This is a genomic window from Arthrobacter sp. 210 2 (genome assembly GCF_059093025.1).
This window is the reverse complement of sequence record NZ_JBNHIE010000009.1, coordinates 90,699-109,865: the sequence shown is the minus strand read 5'-3', so window position 1 is coordinate 109,865 and position 19,167 is coordinate 90,699. Positions and strand designations below refer to the sequence as shown.

Genomic DNA, 19,167 nt, shown 5'->3' with positions numbered 1-19,167 from the left:
GGTTCATAGCAAAGACTCGCCGTCGGGAACTAGGGCGTGTCCCCTAGATCTTGGGCGCCGTAGCGGGATCCTTGATGGGTGTCTCGCACTTCTGTTTCGACTGATGGGCACTGGGCTCGCGTTCAGCCGTTGCGGCCTCTGTGGGCCGCTAAGAGCATCATCTACGTACCGGCGGAGCCCTGCTGACAACTGTGGACGTTCGCCGTGAAGCCGACTGGTCGATCTCAGTCGACTCGACAGTGAACCGCGCCCACTAGCATGGCACCAACCTTCCCCGCACCACAGGGGCCAGCTCGAATTACATGAATCTGTTTGCTGAGCCCAGCGTCCGCGCCATTGGGGGCTCTCGCGGCGGAACTCAGCACCAAAATTCACGCCGTGTTCGACGGCAAAGGCGGCCCCTGGTACTGCTCGTCGCCTCCGGACAAGGCGGAGATGCACCAATGTCCACCCACCTGATGGACAAGTTGAAGATTGCTCGCTGCGGTCCGGGCAGGCCATGCACCGCCCGGACCTTGTACGAGGTGACAAGGCATACTAATCCAGAGCCATCCGGACCCACCTTCGCGACCGCGGCATCATCGCAGTCATTCCGCAACCATCGGAGCAAATCGGCTATCGAAAACGTCGAGGATTCACCGGCGGCCCACCCCCGGCCTTCGACAAGGAAGACTACAAAGGCCGCAACGTCGTCGAACCTAACGTCAACACCTTCAAGCGCTGGCGGGCCCTGGCAACCCACTACGACAAACTCGACCTCACCTACCGCGGCGGAGCAGTCCTCCGAGCCATCAGCATCTGGCTAACAGCTTTAGGAGACACGCACCACATCGAGCGAGCAGAAGTACCTGTCACGATTTGAGTCATGCACCTAAGAGCTCGGAGGGTTTGCCGCTCCACGAGACCACCAGTTCGTCCCGAGCCCGCGTCGCCGCCACGTACAACAATGACCGCTCCTGCAACAGAGCATCGGATTTCTCGGCGTCGCCGAGATCCTTGAGCGCCCATTGCAGAGGCATGTTCGCGTCGCCCACTCCGAAGAGGATGATTTTGGAAAACTCCATGCCCTTCGCGCGGTGCATGGTCATCACGACGGGTTCGCCAGAATGGGCCTCTTTGTCACCGGAAACTTTCTGGGCCGATACTCCGCGCTCAAGCAGGCCGCTGACAACGAAGTCCACCTGCTTGCCCGAGCGCACGAGTACGCCGATGGTTTCCGGCGCGAAGTCCGGATCAGTGGTCCATGCCTTGATCCAGTCGGCGGCGTTATCGAGCTCCTTCGAGAGCGATTCCTTGCCCTCGAGCTGGGGGCGCGGCCCGCTTCTGGCCGACCGGTAGTCTGCGGACTCCTCCGCCGTGTCCTCAATGTCAGTGAACGGAATCCCGGAGAGGAGACCGACGGCGAAAGCGAGGTTCTGGGCCGTCGTCCGGTAGTTGAGCGTCAGACGCCGCGAGCGCCCAACGATCTGGATACCAAACCTGCTGAGGGGCACTTTCTGCCCATAGATCCGCTGGTGGGAGTCCTCCGCGATGAACAAGTCGTTCGCACCAGGCGCAACCAGTGCACGCAGCAGGAGCCAGTGGCCGGCGTGAAAATCTTGAGCCTCATCAACAATGACGTGGTTGAAGGGGCGGTCGCCTCCCCCAGCGGCCCGGTGATCAAGGACCGCAGCGGCCAGTGCTGCGAGTTCGGGGTAGCTCACGGCTCCCTTGCTCCGGCAGATCCGCCGATAAGCCTCAATGACCTTCCAAACCTCGATCCGTTTCATCCGGTTCAAGGCCGTCCCGCGACCTCCTCGCGGAACGGTCAGGTACCCGTCCCTGTCAGTCACTAAATTCGCAAGGACGATGGACAGGTACTCCTGCCCGAGGAATGTGGGGTTCGCCAGAGCGGGCTCGAGCTTGTGCTCCACTTGCTCAAGGGCCTCACCCCATTCCTTGTCACTGGAGCGGCTCGTCGCCGCGGCATCAGGAGTCCCAAGCACCGCGCTAAATGCGCCGGCTTGTTCCTCGGGCGACGCCTTTGACCAGACCTGGGCAGCGACAGAGTCGATGCCGGCTACAGTCACCGGGGCGTCACCCAGCTTGTCGCTCTGCTTCAGCCCAGGATCCAGACGCCCCACGTTTTGAGCAAGGCTATCGGCCAGCGTCTTCGTAAAAGTGGTCAAAAGGATGTGCGAATCCGGGTACTGGTCTGCCAAGTGTTTGGCGCGATGGATCGCCACCACAGTTTTGCCCGTACCCGCCCCGCCGGAAAGCCGGAAGGCCCCGTTGCGGTCCTTGACCGCGTACTTGGCTTGGGCCGGGTGCAGGAATACCAGCCAGTCCTGAAAACTCTCGTTGTTGATGACGTACTCGAGGTCTTCGAACCCCTCGGCATACGTGAATTCAAGCTTCGAGGCAGGGTGCTTGAGCGCCTCGGCAAGCTTCTCATCATCGGACTTCGTGGGGTCATCGACGTAGTCGCCAATCCCCAGGCCTTCTTTGACTTCCTGGAGGGACTTCCCTGCCTCAAGGTCAATAAGGGCAAGACCCTGCCATTCCGGGACTGCGTCGTCCGTGACCACCAGTTCGAACGCTTCCACAGAAGCTGCGCGAATCGCAGCTGCACCTGTCCGTTCGGGGATGCCCAGCTCCTCGAAAAGGTAGGACGGCGTGTACCCGGCCTTTTGGAGGCCGTTCTCATATGCGGGACCCGTCGCTGCAGGGGGAACAACGACGGCCGGCTGAGGGGGCGCCGATCCCTCTACCGGTGCACTGATGAGTTCCGCAATACCACTAACAGGATTGACGGTCAGAATGCTCGTCTGCGCCTTCTTGATCGCCTCATCGTGGTTAAAGGTGCCCGCATAGACGTAATGCGGTTCGGTCCCGGCATTCAGCTTAAAAAGCACCGCCCGGAACTGCTGGTCAACGCGGCCTGTGCGCGCCCGGGAGTCCTTGTAGGTCTTCATCGGCTCGATGTGGAGGCCAGGCGAAGTGTCGTCTTCCTGAAGCTTGTAGAGGAAGTCCAGGACCTTGCCCTTGAGCGATCCGTCGACCTTGTTGGCCCCCTTCATCAGGGTTACCGATGCCATCAGTCGTTCTCCTTCAACTTGAATGCCTTCAAAACTTGTGCAGCATCGCCGGCCATAAGTGTCCAGCCTTCATACTCGCCCGCCGGATCGAAGACGACAGCCAGTTTGTGCTCCGGCCATGCAATGTCCAGCGGTGTCCCATCGTCAAGCTCGTAACCGAGCTCCGGCAGCGGCAACTTGTCGACTTCGGCGAGCAGTTCCAACAGTTTGCGCTCTCCAGGCCTCGCCATGTCGATGAGGTCCTGCCATTCCGGCCGGAAGTGCTTACCCAGCGCTCCCGGTTCCACAATGACTGGGACCGAGGGCATCGCGAGAGTAACCGCGCCGATAGCCGGGGCTGTCCGCCTGAATCCGAGCAGGTTGCTTAGGCGCAGCCATTCGCGCCACACGTTCTTATACCCAGGCTCCGCCACTGCTTCGGCCCGTCCATCAAGGACGAGCACGACGTCGGCGCTCACCATGAGCGGCGACGTCAGGTTTGCGGCACATCGGAGAGGACCTTCCGCGTACATCCATGCGCGCCCCACCCCCAGCTCAGGCGCCGCTTCCGGGTCATCCAAAGTGGCCTGCACGAAGTCCGGAAGATCCACAACGGATCCCTTGAATGTGGTGCACTTTCCCAGCATGAGCAGAGGGATGGCATCGGACAGGTCTGCCCAGGCGTCACTGTTTGGCTCCCGGATCCACTGCCACAGCTGGCTCATGGCGTCGGACCTAACGGCGGCAAGCAGCGCGGGCTGAAGCGGCGCCGCCCCGTTCTGCACGATGCTCGCCGCCTTGTCAGTGAACCACGGTGGCATCGATTGTCCGTCGCCGGAAAAGGTGTCAATGTCTTCCCACGTCACTGCCCAGGGAACCACACCAGCAGCCCGAAGAGCCTCCCGCTTAGCGGCATCGTCGGCCACCCGGTTGTGCTCTGGAGACGCGTGGTAGGTGTACCCGTCCGTGTAGATGGCCACCTTCGGAATGTTGGGATCCGCCGTCGAGAGGACGAAGTCAGGTCGCGTGCCGTGTATATCGACCTGAGGCTCGAGCCACCAAATATGTTTGGCGCCCGGTACGCGGAACTCCACCTTGTCGGCGCGAAGACCGGGGGTGACCTTAACGTTGGCACCGACGGCGGAAAGCCTGTCCACGAGCGCCTTACGGAACTTGACTTCGAGGTGTGATTCCAGGGCCGGCGCGGCCGGCGGAACCTTCGTTACCGTCCAGCCCTCGAAGGTGGGATCACCGTCGTCGGGAACTCCGTCATCCCCGGACAAGATGCTGCGCAGGAGACGCTCCGCCGTCACACGCGCCACCTTGTCCACCTTCCAGGGGGACGCGAAAGGAAGGAGGCACCGATGGCAGGCGAGGCGCTCCTCGTCGCGGCAATCGCAGTTCCGCACCACGTCCCATGCGGCCCGCAGGAGGTTCCAAACCTTCTCCGGTCTGGCGAATTCGGCGAGGTAGCCAGTGCCGCCGGGGACTTTGTCGTGCAGGAGCAGAGAGACGGCGGTGCCCCCGTCGGCCGGCTCGTTTATCGGCACTGCGGCAATGTGGTCCGGGGAGCCACCGATCACTTCGCGGAGGCCGAGGAGTAACGCAGCGGTCAGGCTGGGGAGGGCAAAATCGTCCCCTAAGACGCGACCGGCCGGGAGGCGAAGCGCAACCCCCTGCGTCGCGAGGACACGTGCGAGCGCCACCTCTGCCACGTGCTCGTCACCGGATTTACGGTACTTACACCAGAAGCGGTGCTCATCAAGGTTGTTTGCACGCCCGGCGGAGTCCAGCTTGCCGCAGTACGAACAGACCCGAAACAGCGGCGCCTTGGACTCGTTGCCAGCGATAATCCGGGGCGCGGCGTTGGCAGAGGCACGCCCCAGGTTGAGCCACCTGAGCTGTACCCGGTTCGCGTACTTAGCGCCGAATTCGAAATCATCGAGGAACCATCCGTCGGTGACGTGCTCAGGATCGATATCCGCTGCGAGAACCGTGTTAAAGCGTTCTTTGACGCGCTGGTCGCTGCGGTCGCCGATGGCCACCTCGTCGCGGCGCACCTCAGCTGAGACGTTCTTCATGACCACAACGTCGAATTGCTGGCTGACGTCGGCGATACCGCCGAGATGGCACCGGCCACATGACTTGACCGGGCCTGCGGCGTCCACGTCGGTGTGTATCCACCCGCACTCTGGGCATGCCTGCCAGCGCTGGATGTGGCTCTGCTGTGGGCCGAGGTCCACGGCGTCGATCTTTACCTCGAGGCCACGCGAGTAGAACGTGGCACCTGGGGCAAGCTCATTGATCGCGATGGCAGCGCCACGCTGCAGCGAGATCGTCTCGGTGACGTAGTCCTGGGTTTCGACCTCCTGCCAGGTCACGCCGATGTCCAGGTTAACCGAGTCGTCGAGGAGCGTGTAGTTCGGCAGCAGACCGTACTTCTCGAGCACCGAGATCCAATATTCGTCGCGCAGGCCGAAGAGCTGTCCCCGCAGCATGCGCTGTGTGGCCTCGGCGGATTTAGGGGCACGCTTGTCCTCGTCTGTGGCCGCGTTGGACTCCGCCATGGCCTTGAGCTCGGGCATCGCCTTCTCGATGTCGTCGATGCGGGCCTTGAGTTCGTCGCAGTCGTCGGCCCACAGCCTGGCGGCCCGGACCACGTGCTCCGCAAGCTCGCTCGAACCGTCAGCACACGGGGCAGCCCAGTCCCGGAGCCTGGCGGCGCTGGCGGGAGCGAGGAGATCCCCGAACTGGCCGAGGAACTCGCTGATATATTCCTCCGCTTTGGAGTGCGCTGTCTCGATAAGGTCGCCCAGGAAGGTCCCCGGTCCGTCGCCGGCGAGTGCGCCGGCGGCCTTGCGCGGGTGAGGACGGGCCGCGTCACGCGCGAACCTGTCGACGAGGTGGGCGAGGTACTGCCTTTGCAGGATCTCCTCGGCGTCGAGAAATGTGGCAGGCGGGCGGACCTGCCCGTTGATCACAGACAGCGGGTCGTGAAGCTTGGGCAGGTGCTCTCCACGTCCACGTGCGTAGGCCAGGACGAGTGAGTTCCCTGTAAGGCGGCCGGCGCGCCCCACTCGCTGCAGGTAGGAAGAAACGGACGTGGGCAGCGAGGCCAGCATGACGCAGGAGAGGTCACCGATGTCGATACCCATCTCCAGTGTGGGTGTCGCGACCAGTACGTTGGGCGCCTGCGGCGTCTGTACCGAGGCTTTGAACTCGTTCTCAGCACGCACCCGCTCCTCATTAGGCAGCAGTGACGTGTGCTCCTTGGCGACGACGCGCTTCGGCTCCCGCGCTCCGTACAGCTTGAGATAGAAGTTCTCCTCCTCAGGCTGGCGCGCGAGCCGTCCAGGACACCGAACATATAGACAGTGCGCACCGTCGAGCTGATCCACCACCGTTGCTGAACCTGGCGTGACCGCGCGGCACACTGAGCACGCGAGGAAGTGGCGGCCTGCGCCGAGGCTCGCGCCTGTGGGTGCCTGAAGGAGGATCCGGTCGGTGGGAAGCGCATAGATCGTTGCGCCATCCTTGGCCTGCACGGTCTCGAGCACGCCTTGTCCGGCGAGCTGCCCGAATAGAGCCTTGGCCACAAAGGTGGCGTCCGCCTTCGGGATGTTGAGGCACAGCGCGGTCCACCGCGTGTACCAGCTCTGGGTCTGGGCTATCGGGTCCATGTAGCCGGAGTCGCCGCTGCCGAGCCGCGGGAAGGCTGGCTTAGACCGCCCGGAAGGGAAGGCGGGCATACCCTCACTGCGACGCCGGCCGCCCCACACCTTCCAGCGCTGGGCCTTCTCCCCCGCCTCGACCATGTAGTCGTTAAGCCACTGGTGGCGGATGCCGCCCTGGGTACGGACACGTTCGACGACGCCACGCACCCACGCGAGCAGCGCGCCGTCGTCTGTAAGCTGGTCTTCGAGACCAGGGGTGCCGGGCACCGCCTCGAGCGCAGTACGGGCGGCCGCGAGCATCGCGGGGGGTGTCCCCGCGTCGGTCTCGGCGACAATGCTGCCGGTGAGCTCGAGGGTGCGGCCGAGGCGGGACTGACGGCCGAACTCGAGGGAGGCGTCAAAAAGGACGCGCTTCTCCGCGTTGCGTGTCGCGTTGCGCTTCTCTTGGGCGTTGGCCTCCGGATCCCAGTAGGCGCGGAACTGCGGCCTGTCGGCGTAGTCGGGGGCGATGAGCTGGTACTTGCGGACGGGAGTGGCGGCGTCCGCAATTGCCCTGTCGACCAACTGCTTGAGAGTGACAACTCCCCCGTCCGGTGCAGCGGCCTCGAGCGCATGGCGGAAGGCGGCTCGCAGGGTGAGGATGTGCGAACGGGCTTGAACGAAGCCAGCACGGTGGGCGGCGTCCTGGACACTGTCGGTGAAGACGAGGGCCTTCTTCTCCCCCGAATCGAGGCCATCGGCGCCGAAGAGGTTCGAGATGCTTACGGAGAGCATGGTGGCGATGGCGCTGCCCAGGAAGCGGATGCCGTCCGTGGTTTGGCAGGCAGGGCAGACCTCGCGCTTGGAGTCGTCGTCCGCGTCCTGGCCCCGGAGCATGAGGACTGGGACGATGTGGCCCTCGTGGGCCTCGGCGGTGTCCTCGGCGGGCGGCTCGTGCAGGATTCTGCGGTTGACCGTATCGAGCCAGAGGAGGCTGTCGGCGATCTCGCCCTTCTCGGCGCGGAGGGCGTCCTCGTTGGGGGCGTGGATTAGCGCGCGGAATCGCGGGTTGCCGGTGGCCTGCTCGCGGCGGATCTTCGAGTCGTCGTTCTCGAGGTCCGTGCCCGTGGGGCCAAGGACGGCGCCCCAGCCGGACCGGCCGCAGTGGCGGCAGAAGACCGCAGGGAGGTAGAGGGTCCGGTCGGTGTGGGGGCCGTCGTCGCCCCAGCGGTAATGGTGCTCACCGTCCACCGACTTGTCGAGGCGGGAGAGCTCGCGGACCCACAGATGCGTCTCGACGGAGATCGCGTCGCGGTTGGGTTCGGGCACCGCGCGGACTTGACTGAGGAGGGAGAGGAAGTGGGCCATGAACTCGGTATGCCGCTCGGCGAGAGTAAAGCGGCGGCGGGGCCCGCCTGAGGTGTTGAACTCGCCGAAGACGCTCTCAGCCAGGTCGGAAAGGACGACGGCGTCGCTGGCCTCCTGAAGCACTTCGCGGGTGAGTGGATGGCGGCGGACGGCAGCGAGCAGGTCCACAGGCTGCCCGCCGAACACGAGCCGGGAGACCTGCTCGACGATGACGGCATTCGGGTCGTCGACGCCCGCGCCGAGCGACGCTTCGATGGCCTTGGTGGTGTCCTCGATACCTTCGGCGACGCGGGCCATCTCCGCCGCCGGGTCCCCGTCCCAGTCCGTACACCACGTATCGATGCGAAGACGGGATTCAGTGACCACAGCGTCACCGGGAAAGGCCTCGCCGAAGACAGTCTGGGCAAAGCGAAGCATGGGCTCGGACTCGCCCTTTGCGCCTAGCGTCGCAGAGGTAGCAACCGGTGTGATGCGGCCGAGCGGCCGGGCCCGGTCCTCCTCAGTCGGGCCGTGAGGAACTGTGCTGAGGTCGTTTGGCCAATCGCTCTTGAGGGTGAGGCCTAGACGGCGCAGGAGCATTGCGACGTCGGTACCCTGGGCCCCGTCGTAGGTGTGGAACTCATCGAGGACCACGTACTGCAGCGAGGTGGCCGACTGCTCCCAGATCGACGCGTCCTCGCTGCGGAGCAGGAGCATATCCAGCATCTTGTAGTTGGTCAGGAGGATATCCGGTGCTTCGCTGCGGAAGATCTCGCGGCTGTTAATAAGCCCGGCGGCGGAAACCTTCGTGTTCTTCTGGCCGTCCTTCTGACCCGTGTAGATGCCGGCCGTGATGCCGCCGAGTTCAGGGTTCTCGGTGAGCAGGCTGGCAAGGCGCTGCGCCTGGTCATTGGCGAGGGCATTCATCGGGTAGAGGATGAGCGCCTTCATGCCGGTTATGCCCGCGGCCTTGGCCCGGAGTACGTGGTCAATGATCGGGTAGAGGAATGACTCTGTCTTGCCGGAACCCGTGCCGGTGGTGACCAAAGTTGGTTCCGGACGGCGGAATACGCTGCTCACGGTGGTTGAGTCTGTCGACGCGTCTGGCTTAGATGTCAGCCTCTGAAAAGCGAGAGCCTGATGGCCGTAGGGTGTAAATCCCCTGTACCAGTCGAGGCTCTCGCGCCATCCATGGGCCGCTGGCCCGAACGGAAGCCTAAGCCGCACGAAGGGACCCTTGAAGATCCCGTCCTGCAGATCCTCAAGAAATCCCTGCAGGCCGTTGCGCGCATCCCGATCGGTTAGGGCAAACGTTGTGGACAGGTAGTCAATCAGCCCCACCTGAAGATCCTCGACCTGATGTGTGGGCAGGAGGACTGCCATCAGCTCTGCTCCGCCAAGAGCTTTTCAAAGCGGGCATAGGACCTGCGCAACCCGTTCTCGCGATCTACAGAATTAAAAGGTGGAGTAATTTGGACCTCTCGAAGAGACTGAGGATGCCGCCACGATGCTTGGCCCTCAACCTCCGCGAGAGCTCGAACAGCGGCCGAAACAGACACGCCCTCTCGACTCCAATATGCGCTTCGATCCCACTTCCGGAGGACACCAAACATTGACTGATATACGCCAATTAAATCGGCGATGCTCATCCCATATGCCAGCGCCGAGATAGCATCAATCTCAAGCTGGGCTTGCCATCGGTCGCGCTCCGTCCGCAACGCTACCTGGTCGCTCCACGTTGGCTGAAGGCAACCAACAGAGGATTCGCTGCTCGACGCCCACGAATCTTCAAAAGCCTGTGTCCACAGATCTGCGAAGGCACCAGTTAGACACACCAACCTAGCAACGCGAAGCCGGAGCTCGCTCGCAAGCGGAAACGCGTTCGGAATTTGAATCCTTTCCATCAAATTCACCGACATGTGGCTCTTGCCGGTCACGCGGACCCGGAAATCTACCACCAGCGATGACAGATAACCAAGAATTTCAAGCATTTCGGAAGCTGAAAAGTCGGCCCTACCTGCAGACATCATTGAATTCACGTGCGTCGCTCCAGGGGGGATGATCGCCGGAATAAGTGTCCTGCTATTCGCCGGCTTGGTGAACTCGCGCCATGCCAAGCGATAGTGATCCCGTGGACGAACTGGACCGAGCTCAGAGTCCCAGGTCCCGAAATCCGAGTCAACCGAGGATGATGAGGTCAGCTTATAGGCTGTCAAGGGAACATAATCCGCGGGCAGGTTATCCAAATCTATCAATATGCTGGTTTGTTGCGCTGTGGTCTTTGGCTCCAGTTCATTGAACACAGGATTCAGTAATCCAATTTGCTGACTAACCAGGACTACCTGATTCCAGTCCGCAGGTTTCCCAAATTCAATCTCAATTTTGCCAGTTCGGCGCGCATTAGTCTCATGCCAGCCAGTTGAAAACGAAAGGCCAAGATCTCCAAATCGCCTCGCGTCTTTAAAGCATTCCAACGCATTTGACACGGCGACATTCGCGGTGTAAATGGTACGAGTTTCCAAGGGGCTGTCGTCCCCCAAGATCTGCGCCCATGTCTCCAGTTGCACGGGTCCGACCGCGACAACTCTCTGCCGGTGGGGACGGCGATCAACTTTTCCCGCCTCATCCCTGGCGCCGGGTACATCACCTGACCCGTCGTGCCTAAGCGATCCAATAACGGTCTCCGGATGCACCAAGAATGATGCCATCAAGAAGTCAGGTCGAGGTCTCTCGCTGCCGTAAACGGCCGCGCAATACACCTCTTTGGCATCACACTCAAAGAGTTCCAACGTGTTGGTGAACTGCCATCGCCTCCTGAGCCGCAAGTGAGCATTCCGTCGAAGGCGTCCAAGTTTATCGTCAACAAAAACAGATTCCGGATGCAAAAGCCCTACAACCCCGGACACGCGGCGGCTGGCCCACCAGGTTTGTACCATGAATAGTCGATAAAGATTCGGCTGGTCAGATACTGCTGAGTATGCGTGAGAATTCCGCGCATAGTTGGCTATGCAGTACACCCCGATGAGATCATCTACAAAGCGGGCTGGCCGCCCTGCCACGGAAAGAGTTTGTTCCCTAAAGACTTTCTCTTCGTCTTGGGTGAGGCCACTCCGCAGCTGCCAACGCGGATCAAATTCTCCCAGAATGGAGTATTGATCGATAGTTGGCCGTACCCACGGAGGGTTACCGAGCTGGAGATCAAACCCACCACGACCGAAGGCCGAAGGGAAATCGAGCTCCCAGTGGAAGAATCCCTGGTCTCGGGCCACGCGGTCGCAGACAGAAAGCCATTGGTGCTCCGCGAGCAGAACTTTCACGTCCCTGGCCAACGCGAGCTGGAGGTCTGCGTGTTCAGCCTCGTTTAGCTCGTCCCAGTTTGCGCCCGTGCTCAGGGCCCGCTGGCCCATCATTCTGGACTCCTTGCCGGTCCGTCCGAGGAGAGCTTCCAGCACCTCGAGCCATTGGTCGAAGCTCGGCGGGACGGCTCCCTGCGCGGCACGCTCCGTCAGCGGCCAAAACCACAATGCGTTCCAGGCGTCCATCACTCGACGGAGTCGCTGGTAAGCACCGTTTGGGTCGTTGATTGCCTGCTCGATCTCCGCGCGGGTCACGGCTCGCGTGGTTTCGACAGGCCCATCCGCCTTTTGCTTGCCGAAGTAGGCAATCTCCCGACGGGCTTCCTGCTCTGCGATCTCGAAGCGGCGCAGCGTGAGCTTCCACAGTGACTCGACCCGACGGGAAAGATTAAGCAGACGGTCAACCTGCTGCTTCGACGGCTTCTGGCGGACCGATTTGCGCCAGTTCCCAAGGGCCTTCTGCGCATCAGCCGCTAGGTCCTTGACCTCCTTAGCATCGGATGCCGCGCCCCAGCCCTGTGCGGGGAGGAGGAAGTGGTGGACCCGTCCGACCACGGCGGGATCGTCGTCGTCCGCCTCCAGCCCTGCGGCCAGCCCCTTGAGGGGAGCGTCCTGCGGCGGCACGGTTAGCCAGGACTTGTCCCTCACCTGCGCCGCCGAGTACGTCGCGCGACGGGCACCGATGAGCGAATTTCCACGCCGCAGACGGAGGCCGAACCACGGGGCCTGCAGGCCTGTCATCATCGTGTCGAGCCACAGGGATACCTCGGCGAGCTCGACCGCGGTCGCGTTGAGGTCGACGCCATGCACCTGGTGCAAGGCAATCTGTGCCTTCACCTTCTGCAGCTCGAGCGGGTACTCGTCGGCCGGAATGCGGACGCCGAGCTCCTTTTGCTTTCGCTCGAGGTACTCCGCAGCAAGCTGGCGCACGGCCTCGATGGCAAACGCGCCCGAACCGAGTGCGGGCTCGCAGACGGTGAGCTTGAGGATCTCGTCAGCAGGCGTCGTGCCGTACTGGTCGAGCAGCTCCTCGAGCGCCTGCGAGACGACGAACTTGGTCAATACCTCGGGCGTGTAGTACGAGGCCGACTGTTGCCGCTCCCGTCCGGCGAGACGGAAGACGAAGGTGCCCTTCTCGTGGAGGACCGGCTTCGGCTGTCCCGTGATCTCGTCCTGACGCATGACGAAGTGCTTGGCTTCGATCTCCGCAGAGTGCGTCACCGGAACGACCCACGAGCCCTTCGACGAGTCGCCGTCCTTCGCGACCTCGTGAAGGTCTTCCTCCGCAATAGAGCCGGTGTACGACATGAGCCCCTCATACACAGCCCCGAGCTGGTTTACGCCAAGCTCAGCGTAGGAAATGAATCCTCGGTCCTTGCCGCGGGCCTCCCTAGTGAGCAGGAGGTGGTCCAGAACCTTGTGGAGAGCAGAGTTACTGAGCTTTACCTCATCAACGTCCTTCGTCCGGGACGGGGAAAAGAGATCCGCTTCAAGGTTCTCAAAAGTGAGCGCGTCGTCGGCGTCCTCAGGCTTGTGGCCTTTGTTGACCAGGGTAAAGAGGAGGTTGAGAGAATCGTAGAGGTGCGTGCCGCGCTTCGCCTTTTCGGAGGTTATCGGATTAAGGACGAGTTCGCGGATGCGGTCGAGTCCGTAGCCCTGGTCATATTGTTCGTCGCCCACGGGGATAACGCCCATCTCCGGCGACGCTTCCGCATACAGGAGGAACAAGATCCGGTACAAGAAGCGAAGGGACTGCTTGGCGAGCGACTGGCCATTGACGTCGCCGTTCGACATCCCGGCTGCGGTACGGCGGGTGAGGACGTCGTTGGCGATGATTTCGATGGAAAGCCGAATGCCCTCGCGGAGGTCCTTCGACACGCCGACGGTGTGCTTCACCGAGGACTCGATGACGCCGTTCCACCAGATCAGATCGCTCGGGTCCGGGTGGAGCGAGTCACGTCCGAAGACGGCGAGAAAGCGGTCCAGTTCGCCTCCGCGCTTGGTGTCGTTGCGTTCGATGGCGAGCAGCGCATCCGCTGCGAGGTAGCGGCCCTCGGGCCAACGCTCCCGCTCGGTGAGGACGAGCCAGCGGCCAGCCATAAGGACGATGAACTGCGGGGCCTCGTCGGTCTGGTAGAGCTCGGAAATGAGCTTGCTGGCCGAATAGTTGGCTTCCTTGTCGTCCACCTGAGCCTTCTGGAGGAGGTCGCCGCGGTCCTTGGCGAGGGCGTCTTCGAGGGAGTCGGCAGGCTGGGCTTCAACGAAGAGGACGTGGTTGTTCGAGGTAGACCAGACGTTGTGCGCCAGCAGTTCGGCACCGCTTCGTTCCGCCTTGAATATGCTGCTCGGGCCTTTGAAGCCGAGCGCTTGGCGCAGGTCCCGGTAGACGCGAGAGGCGTTACCGGGTTCCTCGGCGAGGTTGCCGAGGTCGATCTGGAGTTGGCCGCGTGCCTTTCGGAACCGGTCCATCGGGGACTCGTGGCCTTCTTTTGACGTCTCGTCCCATTGCTTGCGGAGCCTGAGGACCTCGGACTGGAAGGACTCGCCGGCCTTGGTGGTGTCCGTGGTGAAGAAGTGCTCGCTGACGAAGTCCTCGCCGACGACGAATGAATCGAACGAGGGCATCTCAGCGCTCTCCTTCCGCAGGGGTATTGAGGGGCACTACGACAAGAAGCGGCCGCACGAGGCGGCGGTCCGGGGCGAGGGAGGAGACGATCTCCTGTTCCTGCTCCACGCGAGCCTTGTTCTCTTTGAGGCGCCTCGTACTCATGCCGGGGAGCTGTGCCTGTCCGTGGACTTCGCTCCACGCGTCCGCTCGGCCGTGCCATTCATCAAGCCGATAATCGGCGGCCTTGGCGGCGGCCTCGAACGTTATGTCGAGCGAGCCCGTGGTGTTTTTGACGGCCCGGGCGATGTAAGGCTGGTACGCCCCGGCGTCTGCGACGGGCCCGGTGTTGATCGACTTGTCGGTGAGGCCGATGCCACCGAGGTACTCGGCGAGGCTCCCTACCTGCTCGGGGATACACAACGTGCCTCCCTGCGTCGCGAAGAACGCCTGGGAGATGACCTGTCCTCGACGGTTCATCAGTGTGCCCATGACGAGGATGCTCGGTTCCTCGACGTCGGCACGGACCACCGGAACCTCGTTGCCAGCCATGGACGCGAGGGCTCGGTCGCTGGCCCATTCGAGGACTGGGTGCAGCGGGCCGAGGAAGTGGGCCTCGGGCCACGTCGTAGCCTTCTCGCCCTTCGCCGGAATGGCCTTCTTGGCGGCGTCGAGCTCGTTCTGGCCCTTGTCCAGGGTTGTGGCGAGTTTGAGCTTTTCCGTGACTTTGCGATCGGCGAGGTAGCCCTGCGGCAAGTGCGCGAGACGCTGCTTGAGGTCGCGAGGCGGCTCAAGTTCGGCGACCTGGTGCTGGGCATGGATCTTCCAGTTCACCCCTCCCCCGGCCCCGTTGGCTGGCGGCTCTTCAGGGTTGCCGAACGCCTCGTGGAGGGCGTCGTCGAGGTACGCCAGCTCACTCTCATAGAGGCCGACGCCGGCGTCGGTCGGCACCCCAGGCGAGCCGCCGCCGTCGTCCGCTGTGAGCTGCTCGAAGAAGCTGTCAAAATCGCCGAACGCGCCGTCGTCTGTGTGGGCCGGGTCGAGGACGTCCTCGACGCTGCGTACGACCTGGTCCTCCGCCTGCTTGCCCGCAAGGACTGCAAGGATCGCTTTTTGTTCTGCCTCTACGCTGTGCAGACCCATAAGGGAGGCGACATCATTCAGGGCGCCGTGCGCCACGTGCTCGCGTTCCATGAGGCGGGTGATGACCTTGAGGTCTCCGGCAAACTTCTCGTGGTTCGGGTGCAGGAGGAGCGTGGTGATCTGGGGGTTCTTCTTCTGACCGTATCGGTCGATGCGGCCGTTGCGCTGCTCAATGCGGATGAGCGACCACGGGATATCGAAGTGAATGAGGTGATGGCACTGGCTGTGAAGGTTCACACCTTCGGAGGCGACATCGCCCGTGACAAGCACGCGGATGGGTGAGGCCTCCTGCTTGAAGCTTTCGACAATCTCCTGCTGATCAACGTCGCTGAGGCCGCCGTGCAGGATGCGGACATTCTCGGGCTTGAGGCCGAGGTCCTTTGGCAGGTGGCGCTCGAGCCACATGAGCGTGGGGACCCGCTCGGCAAAGACGACGGCGCGCATATTTGACTTGGGACCGACGCCGATTCCTTTCAGGTACTGGGCGAGCTCCTGGTACTTGGCCGAGGGCCACTTGAGCGACTCCTCGGTGAGGGCCCTAAGGCGTTCAAGGGCTTCGTGCTCCCGGTGTTCCGCTGGCAGCTTCCGGTCTGCGACCTTGCGGAGGCGCTCCTTGACTGTTTCGAGCAGCGCAGCCGGGCTTGAGAGGAAGGCTTTGGCGAGTGTCCACGGGAACAGTGCGCTGTTCGCGCCGGAGTAGGGGCTGGAACCGATTTGGGGGTAGAGCCAAGTATCTGCGATTTCCTGGGCGACGGCATTCTCGGCAGGACTTGCCGCGATCAGCAGGTTATCCGGTTCGAGGCGCTCCATCCAGTTTGCGCCCACCTCGGCGGCTACTTCGGGACTGTGACGGTGACGCCGGATGATCAGTCGCTGAATGTCGTTTCCGTCGAAGGTGCCGTCAGGGCGTATGGCGGTGGGGTCGAGGAGACGGATCAGTTCGGCGAACGATTCGTGTTTGCCGTTGTGAGGCGTTGCGGACGCCAGGATGAGGGCCTCGGTGTTCGGGGCAAGGATTCTCGCGAGCTCGTTGTTAAGCGTTCCTGCGTTGGTGAGGTTATGGGACTCGTCGATGACGACGGCGTCCCAGCGGATCTTCTGCAGGTGGGCTTTGTAGCGGGCCGACTTCAGGGTGTCGATCGAAATGATTGCGCGCTTGAAATACGTAAATGGGTTGCGCGTAGCCGGAAGGGTCTGCCGGACCTTTTGGATGCCAGCAGAGTCGAGGCGGACGAACGGGAGGGCGAAGCGGCACCAGAGCTCGTGCTGCATCTGCTCGAGGACATGCCGGGGCGTGACGACCAGGACGCGCTCCGCCCTTCCGCGCCGGGCCAGTTCGCTCAGGATCATGCCGATTTCAAGGGTCTTGCCGAGGCCAACGGCGTCTGCGATGAGAATTCTGGGGCGGACGTTCTGGGGGTCCAAGGCGCGAGCGACGGCGATGCGCTGGTACTCGAGCTTGTCCGCGAGCATGCGGGTGGAGACGGTGAGGCCCTCATGGTCCTGCGGAATGGGCGTCTTGCGGAGGGTGGACTCGAGCCACAGGCGGGCACGGCGGTAGTTTGGGCTCGCATCGGCGACTGGGATGGCTTCTGCCGGATCGACGACTTCGATTTTGTCCAGGCTCTTATAGAAGGCCGCTGTTGTGTCGCGGACAAGCTCACTGAGTCCACGGACTCTTATCAGAAGGCCGTCGCCAGTCTCCTCGACTCCCGTAACAAGCCATTCTTCGTCTCGAACGTGAACGACTGAACCTGGTGCGACGTTGAGCTTCTCCGCCTGCGTTGCTGGCGCTGACACTGTACTCCTTGCTTGCTGCCATCCCCATTTTGCGCAAGCCCGACACGGTGCAGCGGCACGCGAGGGGCTCTGTGACATCTAACCACTCGTTCCCGCAATTCGTGCAACGCCGCTGCCGCACCCGGTCAACAATCTGCGGCCGGACGAAGTGCGAGCAAAAGAACGTCTGTGTTGCGAGTTCATGCAAGAGGAAGGTCACGGGAACAGCCCTTGTGGACTTGGCCCAGAGTTCAAAGCGACCGGCACAAGAACCTTCCCACCTCGCTCTTGTCTCGGCGACCAATCAGTGGGCTAGAGTGACGAACAAATTGTTGGGCAGATCTTTGGAAATGGGGACCCTTTGCAGGCTGAAACTTATGCGCTCAAGACCGTTTTAGGTTTTGAACGGCGTTACGTCATTCCCACATTTCAGCGCGACTACGAGTGGACATTGGAAGGGCAGTGGCGGTTACTCCACGAGGACCTGATAACAGCGGCCGAAAAGCTTCAAAAAGCTAGGGCTGACGCCGAGGCGCTAGGAGAATCTCGCGCACGCGCGGATAACAAAGTCGCTCCCCATTTTCTCGGTGCCATCGTCTGTGATCAGTTGCCGTCCAGCACAGGTGGCGTGGACCAAAGAGCAGTTATTGATGGACAACAGAGACTCACAACTCTTCAGCTGTTAGCCCGCGGAATTCTAGATGTCCTACTCGAGTCCGGGTCGACGCGTGCACCGCAGGTCAGGCGGCTTATCCAAAACCCTTCAGATGTGGGCGAAGAGCCCGTTGACCGGTACAAGCTGTGGCCGCGCCGCAAAGACAGGGAAGTCTGGCCCTCCGCCATCTCCGACGACATTAGCGGTTCCAATGGGCACCTATACCTAGAGGCACGGAAGTTTTTCGCCGACGCGACACGCGCAGCGGTTGCTGCGGCACCCGGTGAGGATCTTCTGGACACCATCGTTGACGCTCTCCTGGGCCTGTTTAAGCTCGTTGTCATCGACTTGGACGACAACGATGACGCACAAGTTATTTTCGAAGTCCTCAACGGACGACAAACGCCACTTTCGGCATCCGACCTCGTGAAGAATCTGTTGTTTCTTCGCGGCGATCTCAGCGGAGAAAAAGAACTTGACCAGCTGTACGACACGTATTGGGCACCCTTTGATGACCCATGGTGGAAGAGGACAGTTGGGACGGGGCATGCAGCACGCGGGAGGAGGGATGTTCTCCTGTCGAATTGGCTCACGGCTGTATCAGGCCAAGAAGCTAATGTCGGCCACCTTTATGGGCAGGTGCGCACATACCTCACGGAGTTTCCCAGGGCCACAGAAGAGGTCCTGAAGGAGCTTGCCCAATATGCTTCGGCCTACGTAGCTATTTACAACCCAGATAGCGATGAATCTGTCAGACTGGCACGTGCCTACTCACGGCTTGAGCGAGTCCGTGTCGTTACGGCTAATCCCCTACTCCTGTGGCTGCGCACGCTGGCCCCCGAGCAGCTTTTGCTGCAAGACCATGAAGCTGCTGTTGCCGCTATCGAATCATGGGTCATGAGGCGGATGATGACCGGTGCGAACAGTCGAGGCTATGGAGCCTTCTTCGTGGATGTCCTAAAGTCAGGGCGAACTGCGGCAGAGTCGGGGGATAACGTCGCTGACGCCATAATCGGCGCTTTGCATGGATCCTCAGCAGGTTTAGCCTGGCCTTCCGACGAGGATGTCACAGCCGCGTTCACGCAGAACCGGTTCTACAACTCGTTCACACAGGAAAGAATCCGACTGATACTAGGAGCTATCGACCAGCAACTCCAAGACGAAAATCTGCGTGCGGAACCAGCCAAATTTGAATATGACCGCCTCCAGATTGAACACGTACTGCCTCAATCCTGGGCTACCAACTGGCCTCTTGATGATTCGAATGCAGCTCAAAATGAACTGGCCACGCAGAAGCGGCACGCGGCGGTCCAACGCATCGGCAATTTGACCTTGGTCACGCCTAACTTCAATCAGGGTGTATCCAATCTCGGTTGGGATGTGAAACGCTCGGAATTCAATATGCAGTCAGGGCTTCAGCTTAATAGGGCGATCGCTGCTTCAGAGCAGTGGAATGAGCTAACCATTCAAGAGCGATCCAGACAGCTCGCCGACATCGCGTGCCGCGTCTGGGGCCTTCCTACCAACAGATCCGCCAGCTAGCTCTTGTGGGCCAGCCGGTTCGATGGCTCGC

At 61.9% G+C, this 19,167-nt stretch carries 5 protein-coding genes; 1 reads left to right on the top strand and 4 read right to left on the bottom strand.

Annotated features, from left to right (window positions below; all coding sequences use genetic code 11):
* Positions 1 to 863: 863 nt before the first annotated feature.
* From AC5RWA_RS16535 to AC5RWA_RS16520, 4 genes are all read right to left on the bottom strand, one after another.
* On the bottom strand, positions 864 to 3,077 hold the full coding sequence (locus tag AC5RWA_RS16535; RefSeq protein WP_494058363.1) for a 3'-5' exonuclease: 2,214 nt from the start codon (positions 3,075 to 3,077) through the stop codon (positions 864 to 866).
* Complete coding sequence (locus AC5RWA_RS16530; RefSeq protein ID WP_494058362.1) at positions 3,077 to 9,136, bottom strand: DEAD/DEAH box helicase; 6,060 nt, start codon at positions 9,134 to 9,136, stop codon at positions 3,077 to 3,079. The genes AC5RWA_RS16535 and AC5RWA_RS16530 overlap by 1 nt, the downstream gene beginning before the upstream one ends.
* A gap of 302 nt (positions 9,137 to 9,438) precedes the next feature.
* A complete protein-coding gene (locus AC5RWA_RS16525) occupies positions 9,439 to 14,037 on the bottom strand; it encodes a DNA methyltransferase (RefSeq protein WP_494058361.1) in 4,599 nt (1,532 codons plus the stop codon).
* Between the two features lies 1 nt (position 14,038).
* Positions 14,039 to 16,960: a helicase-related protein gene (locus AC5RWA_RS16520; protein WP_494058360.1), complete on the bottom strand. Its 2,922-nt coding sequence runs from the start codon at positions 16,958 to 16,960 to the stop codon at positions 14,039 to 14,041.
* A gap of 340 nt (positions 16,961 to 17,300) precedes the next feature.
* Here AC5RWA_RS16520 and AC5RWA_RS16515 point away from each other — a divergent pair, with 340 nt between their 5' ends.
* Positions 17,301 to 19,136, top strand: coding sequence for a DUF262 domain-containing protein (locus AC5RWA_RS16515; protein WP_494058359.1), 1,836 nt, complete (start codon positions 17,301 to 17,303; stop codon positions 19,134 to 19,136).
* Positions 19,137 to 19,167: the final 31 nt, after the last annotated feature.

What these genes read in the sequence shown, in the direction of transcription:
- AC5RWA_RS16535 (WP_494058363.1), bottom strand. Translation starts at nt 3,077, where the DNA reads ATGGCATCGGTAACCCTGATGAAGGGGGCCAACAAGGTCGACGGATCG.
- AC5RWA_RS16525 (WP_494058361.1), bottom strand. Translation starts at nt 14,037, where the DNA reads ATGCCCTCGTTCGATTCATTCGTCGTCGGCGAGGACTTCGTCAGCGAG.